We start from the raw sequence: 18849 nt of genomic DNA, 5'->3' as shown, positions 1-18849 counted from the left end.
AGAAGCCATGTGGCGAAACCAGATGCCAATCCATCGCTAACTCCGAGGACAGCATGGATGAGTCGGATGAGTCGGATGAGAGAGGCGAGGAAAGCGACGGATGCGGTCACGCTCGGGTGAATGCGGTGGAGCCATTGAGGCGAAGTAGCGGGTCGTGAGTTGGAGTTCGGTGTCATGCCATGGATGTACGTGGGCGTTCCTCAAAACGTTCCGACCCCACCCCCTACGAAGGTGAGGACGGAACATTATTGGGTCAAGTCCAAATGTGTGGTGTAACGAGTTTGCCGCGTGATTCTTAGATTTTTAGGCGCTGAGGGCGCCGAGTTCGGTTGTTTGTTCCTCCTTCTCGGTGGGGATGAGGGTGAGGCGTGAGCGGCTGAGGACGTCGAGGCCGAGGTAGCGGCGGCCTTCGATCCATTCGTCGTGTTGTTCGGCCAGGACCGCTCCGACGAGCCGGATCAGGGAGCCGCGGTCGGGGAAGATGCCCACGACGTCGGTGCGGCGGCGGATCTCACGGTTGAGGCGTTCCTGTGGGTTGTTGGACCAGAGCTGACGCCAGATCTCTTTGGGGAACCCGGTGAACGCGAGCACGTCCGCCCGGGCTGTCTCGAGGTGGGCGGCGACCGCGGGGAGCTTCTCCTCGAGCGCGTTCAGGACCCGGTCGAACTGGGCGTGCACGGCGTCCTTGTCGGGCTGGTCATAGACGGAAGTGGAGCAGGGTCTTCACCCACGGCCAGCTGGATTTCGGGGTCGCGGACATCAGATTCGCGGCGTAGTGGGTGCGACAGCGCTGCCAGGTGGCGCCGGGCAGGGTGGCCCCGATTGCGGCGACGAGGCCGGCATGGGCGTCGCTGGTGACGAGCTTCACCCCAGTCAGGCCGCGGGCGGTCAGGTCGCGGAAGAAGCCGAGCCAGCCGGCGCCGTCTTCGGCGCTGGTGACCTGCAAACCCAGGATCTCGCGGTGGCCGTCCTTGTTCACGCCCGTCGCGAGGAGCGCGTGGACGTTGGCGACGCGGCCGCCCTCGCGGACCTTCAGCACCAGGGCGTCGGCGGCGACGAATGTGTAGGGGCCGGCGTCGAGGGGGCGGGTGCGGAACTGCTCGACCTGCTCGTCGAGGTCCTTGGCCATGATCGACACCTGCGACTTGGAGAGACGAGTGATACCGAGGGACTCGACTAGCTTCTCCATCCGCCTGGTCGAGACCCCGAGGAGGTAGCAGGTCGCCACGACGCTGGTCAGGGCGGCCTCGGCGCGGCGACGACGTTCGAGGAGCCAGTCCGGGAAGTAGGTGCCGGTGCGCAGCTTCGGGATCGCGACGTCGAGGGTGCCGGTGCGGGTATCGAAGTCCCGGTGCCGGTAGCCGTTGCGGGAGTTGACTCGGTCGGCGGAGATCTGCCCGTATTCGGCGCCGCAGACGGCCTCCGCTTCGGCACTCATCAGCGCGTTGATGAAGGTGGTCAGCATCTGCCGCATCAGGTCCGGCGAGGCTTGCTCGAGTTGTTCGGACAGGAAACGGGCAGGGTCAATAAAATGGGGTGCGGTCATCGCGTGTACTCCTTCGGAAAAGACTTGATCGGTCTTTCCAAGAATCACGCGGTGGCCGCCTCACATCGGTGCAACACGCCCAACAGGGCCGGGGTTACACCACGCTAATGGACGCAACCCATTATTGCCCGTATGGAGGCCACGGCTGAATACGGAGTGCGCCCGCTCAGACGTGGAAAACCCGCCAGAGGGCAGTGGCCGCCCGGACAGCGAAGATGGCCCAGCTCACGCTTCGGCTGTTTGTGCCCTGCCCGCCCGAGGACCATAGATTTAGGCAGGTATAGATGCACAGGAACTGATCCTTGGTGGAGTGGCAGTCGGCAAAGATCGCTTTCCCACCGAAGAAAGCGGAGATGATCCCTGCCCAGCACCACAGCGGACAGGCCGCATCAGGGCGACAGAAACGGGTATGGGCGATACGTTCGTGTGCAGACATACACGGTATGTGTGCGGCGGCCTCCCGAGGGTGGGAGGGAGGGTAATCGATGGCGCTGGAGATTGTCATGCCTATGACATCGGCGCGCGGCTCCCCCCGCCTTCACCTGTCGCGTGGCTCGCGCAGTCCGTATTGCTGAGGCGAAGAACAAGCAGCAGAGCCGCTAGGCAAATTGAGGAAAAGCATCTTGGGTAAGGAGAGCTCTGTCCAAAATCAGGGTGCTCCAATTGCTTCTTGAGCGGCCGATGAACGCGCGTGACAGACTGATGCGCGAATGGAGTTGTGCCTCAGCAAACGGAAGGAATGTCCGCGATGGACTCCATCACTGTGAGCTTCGCTCTCGAGGAAGAGGACCTCGCGCAGCTCGATCAACTTGTGGAATATTTCGCAAATGGGGATCGGTCCGAGTTCCTTCGTATCGCGCTGAGTCGCTTGAATCGGGATCGAATCGCTGAGAATATCCGGGCACTGCAGGGCCGGGCGCGAGTAGAGCTTGGCGGTCGAGTTGCCACACCAGATGAAGTCGCGCACCTAGCCAGGACTGCATCGCAAAAGGATTGGGATTGTTCACGTGCAGATGTACCGATTCACCGTGACGCTCGCTCGGCCTTTGGCTGACGACGACTACGACCGACTCTTCGACCTGGGGTTTGCTGACTGCACGCTAGGCACCGAGAACGGGAGAGGACTTGTCATAGCGGCACGCGAGGCATGGGACTACGATTCCGCGGTGCGCAGTGTCAACGAGGCCCTCGGGCGGGCCGGATTTCCGGTCACCGGCGTAACGAGAGACGAACCCGGAATAACCACGTAGTTTCAGCGGCATCGAGGAAGACGGGTAGCAAAGCCGAAGCGCGAGCGAGCACTGGTGGCTATGGTCCAGTTGTTGCGCCGGCTAGTCCTGCCGAGAGATGGCCGAATGTCTGTCTGCATCCCTGCGGCTCTGTGCTTTTCAGTGACGCAAGATTTCTGCCTGGCGTGTGGCACGTTGGACTACAGTCTCGGCGTCGCCAGACCGCAACCTCTCAAAATTGCTAATGCCGTCTCGGGGGTCCCTATTGACGATCCAAAGGGCGATGTTCCACTCGTCAAGGGTGCCGCCCAAGGCCTTCAGCACTCTGTCCAAGCATGGGAGGAATTCGCCATCCGGGCCGAATTGGAAGCTTGGGACGAGCAAATCGCCCTCGAGGGTCCTGACTGTTAGGAGTTTCCCGTCTCGGGCCAAGCCAAGTACGGAGTCTTCCGTGAGGTCGAGCCATTCCTGTAACCCTGCACAGTCGTAGAACGGCCCAACTGCGTCAACGAGGAGCCGCGTCGCCTCTTCTCCGTCCATGGTCGGAACTCGGGACTGCCCCGAGTTCAGTTGACTCAAAGGGTTAGTGGTTTCAGGCGGCCTTGAGGGCCACGTTTATTGTCTCAAACTCGATCGGGGTGAGCTTGCCGAGGCGGCGTTGTCGGCGCTTGCGGTGGTAGGTCCTCTCGATCCAGACCACCATCGCCAGGCGCAGTTCTTCCCGGGTTGACCACCGCTGCCGGTCCAGGACGTTCTTCTGCAGCAGGGCGAAGAACGACTCCATCGCGGCGTTATCGCCGCAGGCGCCGACGCGACCCATCGACCCGGTGATGCCGTTGTTCTTCAGCACCCGAAGGAACGCGTTGGAGCGGAATTGAGAGCCTCGGTCCGAGTGCAGGATCGTGCCGTCGATGGTGCGCTGGCCGATCGCGTTGCGGGCCGCTGCGACGGCCAGGGATGCTTTCATTCGGGAGTCGATGGAGTAGCCGACGATCTTGTTCGAGTAGACGTCTTTGATCGCGCAGAGGTAGAGCTTGCCCTCGTCGGTGCGGTGTTCGGTGATGTCGGTCAGCCAAAGCTGGTTCGGGCGTGTCGCGGTGAATTTCCGCTCGACGAGGTCGTCGTGGACGGGTGGGCCGGCCTTGCGCGTGAGGCCGCGTTTCTTCGCGAACACGGACCAGAGCCGCTGCTGCGAGCACAGCCGCCAGACCCGGTTCTCGCTGGCGCTGAGGCCCGCCTGGTGGAGCTCGTCGGCGATGAACCGGTATCCGAACGCAGGGTCGTCCCGGTGAGCGTCCCAGGCGGCGTTGGTGAGGTGGGCGTCGTCCCAGTCGCGCTGGGAGATAGGGTTGCGCTTCCACTGGTAGAACGCTTGTTTGGAGAAGCGCAACACCCGGCAGGTCACCGTGACGGGGACACCGTCGACGGCCAGTTCACGGACCAGCGGGTAGATCATTTTGGGTTGACGTCCCGGGACAGATAGGCCACGGCCCGCCGCATGACCTCGGCTTCCTGCTCGAGCAGCCGGATGCGCTTCCTGGCATCGCGCAGTTCCGCGGATTCCTTCTCGGTCACGCCGGGCTTGACGCCTTCTTGGACGTCGGCTTTCTTGAGCCAGTTCGCCAGGCAGGACTCCGAGATCCCGAAGTCCTTCGCGATCTGATTCAGCGGGGCTTCGTGCTTCCGGGCGACCGCGACAACATCGCGGCGGAACTCGGGTGGGTAAGGCTTGGGCATGATGACATCTTTCCAGCGAAGACGAATCTCCACAGGTCAGGAGTCAACCAAACCCGGGGCAGTCCCCTCTACTCAGCGGTCACGTTGGAAGCCACTGATAGTTGACGCTTCTGGTCCCGATTTCAGCGCGTTCAGCCACGCTCGCATGGCGTGGATGTCATCCGGGCGGAGGCCGACCATCGGGTGTGGGGGGATCATCAGGCTGGGTGTGCCCGCTGTGGCACCGAGCACTTTCCAGCCGTGCAGTTCAACTTCGCTGTCGTCGGCCCAGATGAACGGCCCCGCCTTGGCGGCTTGATCTTCGAGGAGGCGTTGGGCTTTCCACCAACCCCGGGCCTCTCCGGAGTTGCGAGGCCCCGGAGTCAGGGGCAGGATCCGGCCATTCGCCAGACCGCCCAGTTTGGGGACCAGCAGTCGCCTGACGGCATCGACTTCCACCCAGGTGGTCAGCCAGACCAGTTCAAGAGCGAACTCGGCCCGCAGCCTGTCGAGGGCCCCGATCAGAGCAGGCGCCCAGACCACGTCATAAGTCGCGGCCCTATCGCCATAGCCAACAAAGACTGAAGCAGACGTCGCAGGACCCCAGGCTGCGTCTGGGCGCCCGAATGGGCAGACACACCCGTCCACATCCAGGTACAGTCGCGGCGCAATCGTTTCAGGCATCTGGGACAACGTGACGTTCTCTCTTGCGGGTTCTTCGACGCTACATCCCAACATTGCCTCATTTCACACGTGATGGAAGCATACGAACCATGACTGACAATCACGTACCCGACGATGTCGCTGACGGACCCGTCTCAGAGGCTGAGGCGCTCCAGGTCTCCGACGACGCTGTCTGGCGTCTAGCGGAAGTCGTGGCCCGATTGGCGATCGATCCTGACTACTTCTTACAGGCCCTCACGGACATGTTGCTGGCAATGGAGCCCAACTCACGTGAGGAGCTACCTGAGAACGAAGTGCGTTTCCTGATCGAATCGGGCGCATTCACCGCCGAGACGTGGGCCACAACTTCGGCGTCCGTGGACAAAGGAAGTTGGCAACTCCGCATAAGTGAAGGATGGCTGCTGGACCTTTTCGCGACCATGTCGTTGGAGAACGTCACAGGTTTCCTGGGTTGGGATGAGGGAAGAGTTCGGGCGGCCGTTACAGACGGGCACCTGTATGCGTTCGAAATATCCGGTCGGCTCCGCTTTCCCACCTGGCAATTCAATGTCGGATCTCCTGTAAAGCTCCTTCCGGGACTCACCGAAATCATCGAGGTCATTACCCCGCGGTGGAGCTGGCGAAGCATCGCGGGATTCATGGCCACGCCGCAATCAGAACTCGTCGCCGAGGGACGCCAAACCCCGGTTGAATGGCTCCGTGACGGAGGCAACGTCAACGACGTGAGAGACATCGTCGAAGCTTCCGACTGGTTGTGAGAACGACGCGTCCTAGCTGAAGCGAAGATGTTGGGTGGCTGTCTTTGTGATGTTGGAGGGGTGGGGCGTCTTGTTGGCGCTTGGGCGTAGGAATGGGTTGATTCCGCGGCGTTTTAGCGGTGCCGAGCCGGCGGAGGTCTCGGTTGAGGCTTAAGTGTCACTAAATACCCACGGTGCGTCGCTGATTACCCACGGTCGAGTAGTCATCTTTGCGGTGTTGGAGTGGTGGGGTATTTCACTGGCGCCCCGTGGGCGGAAAGTGAGGTGTTTTAGTGGCGCCTGGGCGGCGTTTTAGCGGTGCCGAGCCGGCGGAGGTCTCGGTTGAGGCTTAAGTGTCACTAAATACCCACGGTGCGTCACTGATTACCCACGGTCGAGTAGTCATCTTGTCAGCGCTCTTTGAAAAGTAGGCCAGTTTCGCTGACAGTTTCAAGCGGTCAACGCAAGGGTGTGGTTCCGGTGACCTCCTAGTCTGCTTCTTGGGAGGAGTGAAATGGGACGGAAACCAAAGCCACCAGAACAGCGGATGGCGTTCTTTACGGCACGTGCGTCGGGTGCGTCGCTTCGAAAGTCCGCCGCTCTGGCGGGAATATCGAGGTCGACGGCCTGTCTGTGGCTCAAGCAGTCTGGCGGTGTAAGACCGCGGGCGACGAAGCCTCGGTCGGCGTTGCGGTTGTCGCTCGACGAGCGTGAGACGATCTCGCGCGGTCTCGCCGCTAGCCGGTCTCTGACATCGATCGCCGCCGAGCTGGGTCGGCCGGTTTCCACTGTTTCGCGGGAGGTGCTCCGCAACAGTGGGAGGAATGGATACCGTGCCGCTCATGCTGAACGTCTCGCCGAGGCCCGGAGCCGGCGGCCTCGACTCGGGAAACTCGCTTTGGATGATCGCTTGCGCGAGCACGTGGAATCCAAACTCCAGGTCTGCTGGTCTCCGCAACAGATCTCGAAGCGCCTGATCGCGGAGTTCCCGGACGACTCGGCGATGCGGGTGTCTCACGAAACTATCTACATCTCGCTCTTTGTGCAGGCCCAGCCTGGTCTCAAAGCGGAATTGACCTCCAAGCTTCGGACTCGGCGCTTGCGCCGCCATCCGCAACGGCGCGTTGCCTCCGGTGGGAAGAAGTCACGGATACCGGGCCTCGTGCCCCTGAAGGACCGTCCGGCCGAGGCGAACGACCGCAAGACACCCGGCCATTGGGAAGGCGACATGATCGTGGGACGTTACGGCACGTCCCACATCGTGACCTTGGTCGAACGGCACAGTCGCGTCCTGATCGCCGTCCCGCTGCCGCACGGCGCCAAGAGTGAAATCGTGATCGCGGCACTCATCGAAACCTTCAACAAGCTGCCCGCTGTCATGCGCCGAACGCTGACCTGGGATCGCGGCAACGAGATGGCTCGTCACGCTGATTTCACGATAGCGACCGGGATTCCCGTGTTCTTCTGCGACGCGTACTCACCCTGGCAACGTGGCACGAACGAAAACACCAACGGCCTGCTCCGCCAGTACCTGCCCAAGAGCACCGATCTCAACCTGACCGACACCGAGAGACTCGAGGAAATCGTGGCAGAGGTCAACAACCGCCCGCGGAGAACGTTGGGATGGCAGACTCCTCATGAGGTCTTCAGCGCCGCCTGCGTTGCGTTGACCGCTTGAAACTGTCAGCACCAACGGCCTACTTTTCAACGAGCGTCGACACATCTTTGCGGTGTTGGAGGGGTGGGGTATTTCACTGGCGCCCCGTGGGCGGAAAGTGAGGTGTTTTGGTGGCGCCTGGGCGGCGTTTTGGCGGTGCCGGATCGGGCTGAGATGGCTGGTGAGGGTCAAGCGTCACTGATTACCCACGGTGCGTCACCGACTACCCACGGTCGAGTAGTCGTCTTTGCGGTGTTGGAGGGGTGGGGTATTTCACTGGCGCCTGGGCGACGCTGCTCCGGGGGTCAGCGTTCTTCGGGTTGTGTAGCGCGGCATTCATTGGTTTCTCGGCAGAGAGTCGCTCCGTTGAGTGAGCCCAGGCGGGTCCGTCGTTGAAAGGATTTTCCTTCTCGAAGAACTGGAATCGTGACACGGCTCCCGAGCCGAAGAAGGCTTGCCACTCTCCATAAAAGGGCCACAGGGTTGGTCCCGTCTGTTGATTGAGGAACAGGCGTCGGTCAAAGTCGACGTCGACGATTTTGCTCCGACCAAAGCCAAGACGAACGATCCCTTTCAAGTCAATGTCTGCCAGCAAGATGTCGTCCGTGAAGGGAGGAAGCTCCTCAAAGAACATGCTGCGAGCTTGGTCACGTCCCGCTGAGTGGTGGAGTTTCTCAACACCATGCGGGTCAGTTGTTCTAGCTTAGGCGGCGGCGAGTTCGGGGAGGATCACCGCCTCGTCGATGACCTCGATGGGGTTGTTCATGGTAACCAGCTCGAGCATGGATGCTTCGGAGAAGTAGCGTCGTTCGCCGGCCTCCCACTCGTCATGCTGCTCGATCAAGACCGACCCGGCCAGGCGCAGCAGGGCGGCAGCGTTGGGGAACACTCCGACGACGTCGGTGCGGCGTTTGATCTCCTTGTTCACTCGTTCGAGCGGGTTCGTGGACCAGATCTGGCGCCAGTGCCGCCGCGGGAACGCGGCGAAGGCGAGTAGGTCGGGTTGCGCGTCGACGAGCATCGCCGCGACCTTCGGGTGCGAGCGGCTGAGCATCGTCGTGACCTCGAGGAACTGCTTCTCGATGTGCTCACGGTCGGGCTGGGCGAAGATGGTGCGGATGATCGAGGCGACCATGTCCTGGGATCCCTTCGGGATCACCGCGAGCACGTTGCGCATGAAGTGCACCCGGCATCTCTGCCAGCCGGCGCCCTGGAACACGGTGCCGATGGCCTTCTTCAGGCCGGTGTGCGCGTCAGACATGACTAGCTTGACCCCGTCGAGCCCGCGGGTCTTGAGCGATCGCAGGAACGACGTCCAGAAGCCCTCGTTCTCGCTGTCACCGACGTCGAAGCCGAGGACTTCCCGGCGTCCGTCAGCGGCCACCCCGACCGCGACGACGATGGCCTGGGACACGATCCGGTGGCCGACGCGGGCCTTGCAGTAGGTGGCGTCGAGGAACACGTAGGGGAAGTCCTGCGCGGCGAGGGTGCGGTCGCGGAACTCGGCCACCTCAGCGTCCAGGCCCGCGCAGATCCGGGACACTTCCGACTTGGAGATCCCGGTGTCCGCGCCGAGGGCCTTGACCAGGTCGTCGACTTTCCGGGTCGAGACGCCGTGGACGTAGGCCTCCATCACGACCGCGAACAGGGCTTGGTCCACCCGCCGGCGACGCTCGAGCAGGGCCGGGAAGAAGGACCCGGCGCGCAGCTTCGGGATCTTCAGGTCGAGGTCCCCGGCGGTCGTGCTGAGGGTGCGCGCTCGGGTGCCGTTGCGGTGGGTGGTGCGGTCGCCGGAGCGTTCGAATGGGGCGGCGCCGATGAACGCGGTCGCTTCCGCGTCGATGAGTTCTTGGTAGAGAGTTTCGGTCGCGACGCGGATTCGGTCGGTGACGTCGGTGAGTTTGAGTTCTCCGAGGAGGTCGAGCAGGGCAGACTGGTTTAGAGCCATCGTGTGGTGTCCTTTGTGAGTTGCTTTAGTCGGTACTCACTGACCATGCCACGGTGGCTCTTTACGTTGACGAAGCAACGCTCAAGAGTGGGAAACCACACCACTCACCGGGACGTAACCGCGAGCTTCAGCAAGCTGGGCGTTTTGCCACAGGTACTCGGGGTCGCTTCCGTCATTAACCATCGAGGATGGGGTGCGTGCTGCTCATTGGATCGCTTTCTGAACGTCGGTGCTGAGGAGTGCGGTTTTGGCTTTGGCAAGGTCGCGGTCGGTTTCGGTGAGGTAGCGCATGTCCGCTTCGCGGAGCCCGAGGTCGAGGTCGCGTACCCCCATCACGCGCACGTTGGATCCGGGGTAGTCGGCTGCGGCGGTGAGGACTCGGTTCGCGGTGCGCTGTTCCTCGCAGACGTACCAGACGGCGGAGACCTTCTCGTCGCGTTCGTAGGCTTCGAGCTTGGAGCGGTAGGTGCCGAGGGCGCGGTTCAGGTCGCACTCGATCTCAATTGCGATGTAGCTGCGGCCGTCCTTGGCGAGGATGGCGAGGTCGGGGACCTTGGAGACCCGGCCCTCTTTCCCGTCGTACTTGGAGTTGAAGTCGAGCGGGAGGTCGTCACCGTTTGCGAAGTGCCCGGTGGTGACTTCTCGCTGGGAGAGGAGCGGGAGTGGGACGATGCCGGAGAACTGGATGGCTACGTCGGCGGCGAGGAGCGCATGGTGCGCGTTGAACCAGGACACGGGTCCGATGGAGCGCCACGGGGTGTCCGCGATGCGCGCGCCGAAAGCGGTGGCTGACCAAACCGTTTGACGGTATGCGATGGGTGTCTGAAGGACCAAGGGCCCATCGCTGACACCGTTCTTGATTGCGGCTACTTTGAGGAGGCGTCGGTGGACGCTCGCCGCTTTCGACTCGAGGAATGCGTGCAAGCCGGCGGCCGTGTTCTGATCGCCGCGGGCCATGTCCGGATGCCAGGAGCGCACGGGGTTCTCCATCGCGGCGATCTGCACGCTCGTCATGCAGTACCAGCGGGCGAGCATCCTGACGCGATCGAGGTCGCCGCTGGTGATGTCGATGCCAGCCTCGCGCCGTTCGCCGGTCCGGGTGGGGCGGCTCATGCGGGTGGGTGCGGGCGATCTGCCCATTGACATCTCCTTGGTTGGTGTGGATCCAAGCATTGTCGATTGATCTTTCCCAATGTGAGGCAATAGCCCCGTCGTAGGCACTTTTTCACTCTGCCGATTGGCGATTTGGTTGCGTCAGGGCAATTCGTAACGCACGTTGCGGAATTCCGGGCGTTACAGCTAGATCGGGACCCTCGCCATCGCGGCCAGAGTGGTGTTTTAGAGGGACTTCACCACTCCCCCTTTTCGGCTGGTCACGTGATTGGCTCTCGTGAGCGTCCTCAGATTGGCTGGGGCCTACTCGCGAGGCTGCCTATGTCTCGGGGGTCAGAGCCGCTCAAGCTCCCCGCCGAGGTCCAACTCGTTGCTCTCGTCTTCGGCGTAAGCTGCGCCCGGCCGGCTGCTCGGTAGGTCGCGTTGATGAGGCAAGGACCGGTTCCGTAGCGGGCACCTGAAGGCTTAGAAGGTGACGGTTTATCCGCGGGCTCAAGCTTCGTAGCGAGCTACGTCGCAGAGCAACGGGAGGGTGATGCGCAGTAGAGGCCGGCGCGCGTTTTCGAGATGGCTGGGGGTCTAGAAGGTAGGTGTCCTTTTCGAGGGGCGTGAATGCAACGCTGTCATAGTTCGTCTCCGTAGTCTTCTTCAGCTGGTGCTGCACTGCGGGCATCTGCTCGAGGCTGAAGGACAGGGTGGTCACCTTCTTGGGTTCAAGACTGACCCTGGCGGTGTCGACGTCGTGGGTTTCGTGGGAGCCAGATATGTGTCTTCGGTTGCGGTGGTCAAGCCGATCTGGCAGGTGTCGGTGTGTGGAACGTGGCAGCTTCTTGCCCTGATGGGGTGGCTGGTTCGTGGGCGTCGTGGTGTGGGGCGTGAGGGTCCTCCCGGGCTCAGGCCGGTTCCGAGTCTGCCGGATTTGTGGACTTTGGCGGAGCTGTGGAGGTGGTCACCTGGTTGTGTGCGTCGCGGAGCGCGCATGATCGTCCGGGGGCGCCTGGGTCTCCGTGCCGGACTGTGGCCTGGTCGGCGAACGTGGCTGCGGGTGCGGCGAGGCGTGGTGGGAGCGCGGAGCGCGGGGGTCGCGGAGCGGCCCGGAGAGGGGAACGTGAGTGTGCGGGCCCGGAGGGTCTGGGAGGGGAGACATGCTCGCTACAGTTCGGGAGGCCCCATCCAAATCCACCAGATTGCGAAGCGAACACGTCGTCAATAAGCCAGACGTGCAAAACCAATCGAGGGCAAGCGCCCAGTCAGAAGACCAGGAACACCAGAGCAGAGAAGCGCACGCGAGCGCCCTCCCGTCAAGACGCAAGACGACGAGCGAACGCTGGGCAAACCGCGGGAACCCCAAGCGGCGACACACGAGAACGAGTTCGGGAGGCGCCACGCCAGGAAGGCGACCACCGTTGAATGGTCCCGCCAATGGTGAGCCGGCAGAACAGAGTAGGAGTCCTGGGATTATCCGGCGGCGGCCGTATGGTGGACGGCAGGCGTGAGCAACGTGAGGTGGGATCTCGGGTACGGCGAGCAATGAGCATGGCTCCGACCGGGACACCAGGGGCCCCCGGCGATCTGGCGAGTTGCTCGGTGCCGGCGGCGGAAGGTACAACGCCAGCCACCGGACATCTGATGGGCGCAGGATCAGCAGGGCAGCAGGATGAGGGCGGGAGGGGCCACTCCCAGGTGGACGCTCGCGCCGTCACTCGTGCACCGGGTGGGCGGAGCCTGAGCGGATGAGCGCTGGAGCTGACACCTACCCACGGTGGGTGGCAGGGCTCCACGCCCTGAGGTGGCAGGGGGCTCATCGCCCCCTGCACTCTGATTCACCTTCTCCCTGTCCCGTCGCTCAACTTTTCCCCTCGTCCTCCCATCCCTGACTCTCCGGCTTTCCTTCTACGGCCGGTCGACGCGAACTGAAACTGCGGGCAGCTCGATGGGCTCAACGGGGCGCATGCCCATCGCGTATGCGGTGGCTGTCTCCTGCCACTCCCGCTGTGCTCGCAGCAACCGCTCGAACGCGCCCAGCTCGCTCGCGGCGTACACCAGGTGCTCGATCTCGGTTGCATACGCGGCCAGCTCGGCGGGGGTGAAGTCTGCCGTCCAGGCGAACAGGTCCGAGAGGGCCGCCTGCACGTCGCCGCGGTTCCTGCCGATCGCGCGGATCAGTCGGCTGGACAACGCGACCCCGTTCTCCAGGGCGTCGAGGTCGCGGCCGCGCAGGATCACGAGGTCGTCACCGTCCCGGCGGGTGAGGCGCACCTGACCCTCGTCAATGCGGGACAGGACCTCCTTGGGCTTACGGAGCAGGTCGGTGAATGTCGCGGTAATCATGCTGGTCAGCTATATCAGATAAACATCAGAGATAGGGTTTCTCGCCCTGAGCAGCGACGGCCCGGCGGCGGGTTGCTCGCGGGAGAGGCCGGCGCGAGCGCCGTGCGTAGGGTCAGTGGCCGCGCTTCACTCCCCGGTGGGGCCGACTCGTGTTCGCCGGGGGGACCTGCGCGGAGGCGTTGCACGCGGTCGTGTGTTTTGTCAACTTTAAACCGGCCATTTGAGCGCTAATTAACCTGCCATTGTGGCGCGGTTTCCGGCCATTTGATCAGGTGGTCAGAACGGCTGGTTTGTGGGGTCGGTTTCGTCGCCGTCATCGGCGGGGACGGCGGTGTTTTCGGTGGTCCATCCGGCGTCGGGATCGGCGAAGTCGTCTGGCCAGGGGGCTGGTCGGCCGTTGTCGTCCCACCAGCCTGTCTCGTGGTCGGCTGGCGCGTGGGGGCGCTCTGGTTGGGTGTGATCCTTCATGAAGAAGTCCTGACTGCTGAGGGTGCGTGCGGTGGTTGGCGGGACCGTCGTGGGTCGCGTTCCGGGGTGGCCGGCCTGGTGGCGGGTCATTTCATGAGGGCGTGTTTGACTCGGTAGGACTCGCCGCGGAACTGCAGGAGCCGGCCGTGGTGGACGATGCGGTCGATGACGGCGGCGGCCATGTTGTCGTCGCCGAACACGGTTCCCCAGCGGGAGAACTCAAGGTTTGTCGTGATGATCAGGCTTCGTTTTTCATAACCGTCGGCGATGACCTGGAACAAGAGCCGGGCGCCGTCGGTATCGATCGGCAAATACCCCAGTTCGTCAATGACGACGAGCCGGTTTCTCGCGATCGAGGCAAGTTCCCGATCGAGACGCCCTTCATCCTTGGCGCGGCGCAGCTGCATGACCAACGACGACGTCGTGAAGAAGCGGGCCGGAATACCTTGGCGGCAGGCGGCCGCGACCAACGCAGAGGCAAGGTGGGTTTTGCCGGTTCCGACGTCGCCATAGAGGACGAGGTCCTCGGCCTGGTTGATGAACTCCAGCGACGTCAGCGCTTCCCGGCCGTAGTCCTCGGGGAATTTGACGTTGGTGTAGTCAAACCCCGTCAAGGACTTCAGCGCCGGCAGTCGGGCGGCGCTCAGCAGCCGTTGGCGGCGTGATTCCTGTCGGGATTCGCGCTCGGCCAGAAGCATCCCGTGCAGGTACTCGCGTTGTTTCGGGGTGCCCTTCTCTGCCCATTCGGCCAGCACCGTGCCAGTCAAGGAAGACTGTCGGCCGGTCTCGATGATGTCCTGGACTGTGACGAGGGTCATGCGATTTCTCCCGTCGCGGTGTTGACGGCCGAGAAGATGTCGGTGGTGAAGATGTCATAGACGCTCAAATCCACGTTCTCGACTGCCGGTGTGGTGCCGTCGGCGAGGCGCCGGGCGAGCATGCCTAGTGCGGCGGTGTCGGGGGCGTCTCCGCGCTGGATGAGCATGTCGGCAGCGCCAATCGCGGCGTTGAAACCAGCCGATCCTGAGGCAGCATCGACGGCGCTCAGGAGCCGGCGCCGGTTGGTGGCCGTGGCCGTGTCGAGCCAGTCCCGCACCGGCTCGGGGACGAGGGCTCGCAGCTGAGAGTGGCCCCAGGCGCCGGGTTTAGTCACCAGCAACGGCAGCAGGGCCGCGGGTTCGAAGATGGTCTCGGCCTGCACTCCGAAGGCCCGCGGGAAAGACCGCACCGGCGTGGAATGCTCGTCGAGGATCTCGACGACATCGTGCCGCAACCCAACGGTGAGGGTGCGGCTGTGGAAGGAAGACCCGGCCGCGTAGGTGTTCCCGTCAATGAGTAGGTTCCCCTTCTTATCGGCCGTGCGGTTTTCATAACGCACCGGGTCAAACCCGACGCCGGGCAACACCAGAGACGCCGCGACGTCCTGGGCGAAGAGCTCGCCGATGGGCAGGCCCTTGCGGTAGTGCACGGTCGAAGCCAACGCGAGGCACCTGGCCAGCAACACCTCGTTGAGGCCCTGCAGTGTGGCCGCTTCGGGCTCGGGGACCATCAGGTTGCGGCGGAGGAACCCGACCGCGTTTTCCACGTTCCCCTTCTCATGACCGGAGTACGGATTGCAGTACCGAGATTCGGACCGGTAGTGCATCTTGAATGCACCGAACAGCTTCGTCTCGACGACCTTGGTGCCGACCCGCCGCCCGATGCCAGTGGCGTTATCAAAGACCAGATGCCGAGGCGCAGCGCCAATGTGGTCGAACACGGTGCGCAGGCCATGGCAGACGCACTCGGCCGTTTCACCCCGGTAGGCCTGCACGAAACGCATGTTCGAGAACGGGAACGTGACGACGAAGATGTGCAGGATTTGCCGGACCCCGGCGATGATGGCCTCGGCCTGGCCGAAATCGACCTGCGCGGTCCCCGCCGGCCAGACCAGTTCTGTGAAACCTTCCCCGGCGTGCCGGTGCTGGGCATTCCACTTCCTGACGAAGCGTTGCACCGGGGAATAACTGCCGGTGTAGGTCTCCTCGGCGACGAGGCGGTCAAAGACCCGTTGGGCGGTGTGGCGTTGCTTGCGCGGCCGGCGCTGGTCCTCGCCTAACCACAGCTCAATCGTGTCTTCGAACCCGGTCAACACCGACCCGGCGGGCCGGGGAACGAGAGCTGGTGGCTTCGGTGAGTAGTCGTGTTGCCGGGTGTATTTCACTACCGCGTCGCGGCTGACTCCGAGCCGGCGGGCGATTTCACGGCCCGCAATTCCTTGGGAGTCGAGTGATCTGATATTTTCTTGCACGGACATGGGTACCGTCATCTGCTTCCTAGTTCCTTCCGGCGCGACCGCTTGGCAGTAGACACGTCGAATGGAACCTATCGGGGGGTGGCGGGCCCCTGTCTCCAACACGCTGGAGAGGGCCCCGGCCACCGGGTGATCTCAAACTCTGCGCATTCCCCAAATCCAACGTCGTGGAGGGGGATTGCCTGGCCTGATTTTTACCGCTCTTTTGGCAGGAAACCAGCCGCTAACTTGGCCGGTTTCCTGTGCCGAAACGGCCTACAAAGAGTTGATCACACACACGGTCGCTAGAGTGACCCCGTGCCCACCGAGCCCCTCTCAGAACTTTCCCGCCTTGGCGTCTCCAACTCGCTCCTCGGCCTCTGTCGCGGCGCGTACCTCGTGACCCACCGTCTGAACCAGCATCCGCCCATGGACGACAGTCCGGTCCGCCAGTACGACCTGACTCCCGAGCTTGCGGAGCAGGCACGGGCGACGCGGGCCACGATCACGCTCGCGATCGGCACCGGCGTGCAGCAGGCGGAAGGGCGCGATTCTCCTCCGCAACGAGGAGGCGGTCGCCGCGCCACTGGCGAGCACCGCGCGGAGCTCCATCGAAGCGTGGGGACGGGCCTGGTACCTCATGGGCGTGGCTACTGCGGGGGAGTTCGCCCGGCGCCGGATGTCGTTGCGCTTTTCGGGGATCGCGTGGGCCCGAAGGAGTCGGTTCCACATTCGTTCACGTCAACGTGGACGGCAGTCGCCAATCCGTCCCAGCGCAGGAGACACACGCCAGTGAGATAACGAAGCTCGTTGGACCTCAAGGAGATCCCGCAGGCCCCTCGGTATACCGGGCTCGCCGTCGACCTGATGACGGCCGCTCGCTTGGAGAGTCCGCGCGAGCTGAACTCGGCACTGTCGGCCGTGGCGCACGGCGAAGGCTCCTCGCTCGGAGGGATGAGCATCCAGACGCGTGCCCCACAGGGGACACGGAAACCCACGGTCACGCATTGCGAATGTCCTCAGCGAACGTGCTCCAATACGTCTTCGGGGTGACCGAGTGCCGGCACGCCGTCATTTGGCGGTATCTCTCACTGTTGGGAAATCCGTTTGAGACTTCACAGAGGTGGGTCGAGGTTTTCACCCAGGCGAGCGCGAACCTTCAGCGGATCGACAACGCGATCGTGAGCCCGGGCGGCGGCACAAGGTGGGGATCGACGGTGTCCGCGCTCTTTGATAGGTGGACAGGTAACGCCAACGGCCTAGTTCTCAGCCGTCGTTGAAACAGGCGGGGGTTTGGGGGCTGGGTGTGCGGCGGTCAGGCTCGGGGGTGTGGCTGGTCGCGTGTTGATGGGGTATGAGGGGGACCGGCACATTAGAACCCGGCGATGTCCGCGTGGGTTCGCCGGGGGCTTCATGGAGCGGCCGCGAGGTGAGCTGCGGATCGGTGAGGGGCTTAGCGCCGAGCCGGAGTGCGAAGCGCTGACACAGGCCGTTGGTAGCTATCTCGGCCTTACGATTCCAGTGAGATAGGAATCGTTCGATCATGGCCGAACAGCTTGGGTTCAGGGGCAATTCAGATTTGGTCATCTCACTGAAATCGTAAGGCCGAGCTATCTCCGTAGGTTCGGGTTGCGCGGGCGGGTAGCGACCTCTGTGTGAATGCGAAAGTTCATATTGGTAGTTTCTAACGGGGCACGAGGCCAAGATCGATGCTAGCTAGCTAGCTAGCTAGCTAGCTAGCTAGCTAGCTACCTGCCTGCCTGCGTATCTACCTTTTTCGGGAGAGGAGCGGTGTTGCCGAAGATACTCGGCAAGTTCGGTTGGAAGTGGGAGGTGGGAGGACAGGCATTCGCCCGCTACCCTGCTATTGGTGACGACACGAGCGGTGGGCATCTCCGGTTGCAGGGCACCTGAGATCGACTTGATCCATCCCGCAGGAAGGTCGAGCCGTGCGAAGCCTGACTCGACCCTTGCGGTGTAGCCACTTAGAGGGAAGATTCTCCTCGCAAGGAATGTGCGTCCCCCTGGGCTCTGAGGGACACGGTAACCCCACGATCACTCCGTGAGGCTCTTCCGCCGAATGGCGATTCGGCGCGTCTCCGAGGCGACGCTCTGCCTGGGCGGCGGGGTGGGGCAACTGGTCGAGCCGGGCGGGATGAGATCACCGTTCACGAGGGATTCGACGATTCGGTCGCCAAATGCGACCTTCGGCAAGCTGGGCCGTGCCCACTTTTTGCCCACAGTTGTCGGAAATCGGCCTGATTCTGCTGGTGCCGGAGTGATCGAAAACGTTGAATTTACGCGGTTTTTAGCATGGATGGGAGCCCTAGCGGGCATAACAATAGGGTTCAAATCCCACCTGTACAGACTGCTGTGTGTCTTTTTGGGGTACACCCCAACTAGACATCAGGTGCAGGTACGCAGTTTCGTCCGAATAGGGTCCAATTCCTGTTAGTTGACAGCCCTCACTGTCGGGTCTTAGAGTTCAACCTGACAGAAAGGGCCGGAGGCTTCATGACGGGTCAACGAGTTGGATACGTGCGAGTCAGTACCCTCGATCAGAACACCGTCCGCCAACTGGATGGCGTTGACGTCGACCGGGTGTTCGAGGACAAGGCGTCGGGGAAAGATCTAAACCGGCCTGAGTTGGAGGAGCTGATCAAGTTCGTCCGGGATGGCGATACTGTTCTCGTTCACTCGATGGACCGCCTTGCCCGCAATTTGGAGGATCTCCGCTCGATCGTGCGCCAGCTCACGGCGAAGAAGGTCCGGGTCGAGTTCGTGAAAGAGCAGCTCTCCTTTACCGGGGAGGACAATGCGATGGCAAACTTGCTCCTCAATGTGATGGGGGCCTTTGCTGAGTTCGAGCGGTCTCTGATCCGTGAACGTCAGCGAGAGGGTATTGCCCTGGCGAAGAAGCGCGGCGTGTACCGTGGCCGCACCCCGTCACTTGACGCGCTCCGGGCCGCCGAGCTGCGCGAGAAGGCTGCTGCTGGCGTGCCGAAGGCCGCTCTCGCTCGAGACTTTGGGATCAGCCGCGAAACCGTGTACGCCTACCTCCGAGCCGAGGTCTGAAGAGCTGGCTGGTTGCTGCCGGAACACAGCTCCGCCGATTCCTCATCGGTCACGCCGGGCTAACGCCTTCTTC

General features: G+C 62.9%; 15 protein-coding genes and 1 pseudogene. 4 read left to right on the top strand and 12 right to left on the bottom strand.

The window, feature by feature from the left end; all coding sequences use genetic code 11:
• Window positions 1-303: 303 nt before the first annotated feature.
• Window positions 304-1546, bottom strand: a pseudogene (locus RCH22_RS14835) (IS256 family transposase).
• Window positions 1547-2195: 649 nt separating this feature from the next.
• Window positions 2196-2513 (bottom strand): hypothetical protein, encoded by a 318-nt coding sequence (locus RCH22_RS14830; protein ID WP_327014482.1) that lies wholly within the window; start codon window positions 2511-2513, stop codon window positions 2196-2198.
• A 79-nt stretch (window positions 2514-2592) separates the two neighbouring features.
• On the opposite strand from RCH22_RS14830, the gene RCH22_RS14825 reads away from it, so the two are divergent.
• Entirely contained in the window at window positions 2593-2796 is a 204-nt protein-coding gene (locus tag RCH22_RS14825; RefSeq protein WP_327014481.1) for a hypothetical protein, read from the top strand.
• Between the two features lie 571 nt (window positions 2797-3367).
• Here RCH22_RS14825 and RCH22_RS14820 read toward each other — a convergent pair.
• Window positions 3368-4512 (bottom strand): IS3 family transposase gene (locus RCH22_RS14820; RefSeq protein WP_323511346.1). Its coding sequence is split into 2 segments (ribosomal slippage): window positions 3368-4233 and window positions 4233-4512, totalling 1146 coding nucleotides; the frame shifts between segments, so codons are not numbered across the junction.
• A gap of 72 nt (window positions 4513-4584) precedes the next feature.
• Window positions 4585-5175, bottom strand: a complete 591-nt coding sequence (locus tag RCH22_RS14815; protein WP_327014480.1) for an HAD domain-containing protein — start codon at window positions 5173-5175, stop codon at window positions 4585-4587.
• Window positions 5176-5264: 89 nt separating this feature from the next.
• Between RCH22_RS14815 and RCH22_RS14810 the strand changes: the two genes are divergently transcribed.
• Both RCH22_RS14810 and RCH22_RS14805 read left to right on the top strand, forming a co-directional pair.
• Window positions 5265-5933, top strand: coding sequence for a hypothetical protein (locus RCH22_RS14810; RefSeq protein ID WP_327014479.1), 669 nt, complete (start codon window positions 5265-5267; stop codon window positions 5931-5933).
• 493 nt (window positions 5934-6426) lie between these two features.
• On the top strand, window positions 6427-7590 hold the full coding sequence (locus tag RCH22_RS14805) for an IS30 family transposase (protein ID WP_327014478.1): 1164 nt from the start codon (window positions 6427-6429) through the stop codon (window positions 7588-7590).
• A gap of 202 nt (window positions 7591-7792) precedes the next feature.
• Here the strand turns inward: RCH22_RS14805 and RCH22_RS14800 are convergent, their stop codons facing one another.
• The 8 genes from RCH22_RS14800 to RCH22_RS14765 all read right to left on the bottom strand — a co-directional run bounded on the left by RCH22_RS14800 (window position 7793) and on the right by RCH22_RS14765 (window position 16433).
• A complete protein-coding gene (locus tag RCH22_RS14800; protein WP_327014477.1) occupies window positions 7793-8203 on the bottom strand; it encodes a hypothetical protein in 411 nt (136 codons plus the stop codon).
• A 69-nt stretch (window positions 8204-8272) separates the two neighbouring features.
• Window positions 8273-9517 carry an IS256 family transposase gene (locus tag RCH22_RS14795; RefSeq protein ID WP_323505389.1) on the bottom strand — a complete coding sequence of 415 codons (1245 nt, stop codon included), beginning with the start codon at window positions 9515-9517 and terminating at the stop codon, window positions 8273-8275.
• 204 nt (window positions 9518-9721) lie between these two features.
• Window positions 9722-10657: a hypothetical protein gene (locus RCH22_RS14790; protein ID WP_327014476.1), complete on the bottom strand. Its 936-nt coding sequence runs from the start codon at window positions 10655-10657 to the stop codon at window positions 9722-9724.
• A 1866-nt stretch (window positions 10658-12523) separates the two neighbouring features.
• Window positions 12524-12961, bottom strand: a complete 438-nt coding sequence (locus tag RCH22_RS14785) for a hypothetical protein (protein WP_323505237.1) — start codon at window positions 12959-12961, stop codon at window positions 12524-12526.
• 276 nt (window positions 12962-13237) lie between these two features.
• Window positions 13238-13519, bottom strand: a complete 282-nt coding sequence (locus tag RCH22_RS14780; RefSeq protein WP_327013000.1) for a hypothetical protein — start codon at window positions 13517-13519, stop codon at window positions 13238-13240.
• A complete protein-coding gene (istB, locus tag RCH22_RS14775; RefSeq protein WP_327012999.1) occupies window positions 13516-14247 on the bottom strand; it encodes an IS21-like element helper ATPase IstB in 732 nt (243 codons plus the stop codon). Before istB ends, RCH22_RS14780 begins: the two co-directional genes overlap by 4 nt.
• Window positions 14244-15725, bottom strand: coding sequence for an IS21 family transposase (gene istA / locus RCH22_RS14770; protein WP_327015455.1), 1482 nt, complete (start codon window positions 15723-15725; stop codon window positions 14244-14246). Before istA ends, istB begins: the two co-directional genes overlap by 4 nt.
• 312 nt (window positions 15726-16037) lie before the next feature.
• Window positions 16038-16433 carry a hypothetical protein gene (locus RCH22_RS14765; protein ID WP_322136729.1) on the bottom strand — a complete coding sequence of 132 codons (396 nt, stop codon included), beginning with the start codon at window positions 16431-16433 and terminating at the stop codon, window positions 16038-16040.
• Between the two features lie 1782 nt (window positions 16434-18215).
• On the opposite strand from RCH22_RS14765, the gene RCH22_RS14760 reads away from it, so the two are divergent.
• Complete coding sequence (locus tag RCH22_RS14760) at window positions 18216-18776, top strand: recombinase family protein (protein WP_322136728.1); 561 nt, start codon at window positions 18216-18218, stop codon at window positions 18774-18776.
• The last annotated feature ends 73 nt before the right edge of the window (window positions 18777-18849 follow it).

It is taken from the genome of Cryobacterium sp. GrIS_2_6 (assembly GCF_035984545.1).
GTDB lineage: Bacteria > Actinomycetota > Actinomycetes > Actinomycetales > Microbacteriaceae > Cryobacterium.
Note: the sequence above shows the minus strand (reverse complement) of the source record. Positions and strands in the feature narration are given on the sequence as shown.

Bases quoted from the DNA above. Each gene is read 5' to 3' on its own strand.
- RCH22_RS14795 (WP_323505389.1), bottom strand. From the start codon at position 9,517: ATGGCTCTAAACCAGTCTGCCCTGCTCGACCTCCTCGGAGAACTCAAA.
- RCH22_RS14810 (WP_327014479.1), top strand. From the start codon at position 5,265: ATGACTGACAATCACGTACCCGACGATGTCGCTGACGGACCCGTCTCA.
- istB (WP_327012999.1), bottom strand. From the start codon at position 14,247: ATGACCCTCGTCACAGTCCAGGACATCATCGAGACCGGCCGACAGTCT.
- RCH22_RS14800 (WP_327014477.1), bottom strand. From the start codon at position 8,203: ATGTTCTTTGAGGAGCTTCCTCCCTTCACGGACGACATCTTGCTGGCA.
- RCH22_RS14815 (WP_327014480.1), bottom strand. From the start codon at position 5,175: ATGCCTGAAACGATTGCGCCGCGACTGTACCTGGATGTGGACGGGTGT.
- RCH22_RS14790 (WP_327014476.1), bottom strand. From the start codon at position 10,657: ATGGGCAGATCGCCCGCACCCACCCGCATGAGCCGCCCCACCCGGACC.
- RCH22_RS14765 (WP_322136729.1), bottom strand. From the start codon at position 16,433: ATGTGGAACCGACTCCTTCGGGCCCACGCGATCCCCGAAAAGCGCAAC.
- RCH22_RS14805 (WP_327014478.1), top strand. From the start codon at position 6,427: ATGGGACGGAAACCAAAGCCACCAGAACAGCGGATGGCGTTCTTTACG.
- istA (WP_327015455.1), bottom strand. From the start codon at position 15,725: ATGTCCGTGCAAGAAAATATCAGATCACTCGACTCCCAAGGAATTGCG.
- RCH22_RS14780 (WP_327013000.1), bottom strand. From the start codon at position 13,519: ATGACCCGCCACCAGGCCGGCCACCCCGGAACGCGACCCACGACGGTC.
- RCH22_RS14760 (WP_322136728.1), top strand. From the start codon at position 18,216: ATGACGGGTCAACGAGTTGGATACGTGCGAGTCAGTACCCTCGATCAG.
- RCH22_RS14785 (WP_323505237.1), bottom strand. From the start codon at position 12,961: ATGATTACCGCGACATTCACCGACCTGCTCCGTAAGCCCAAGGAGGTC.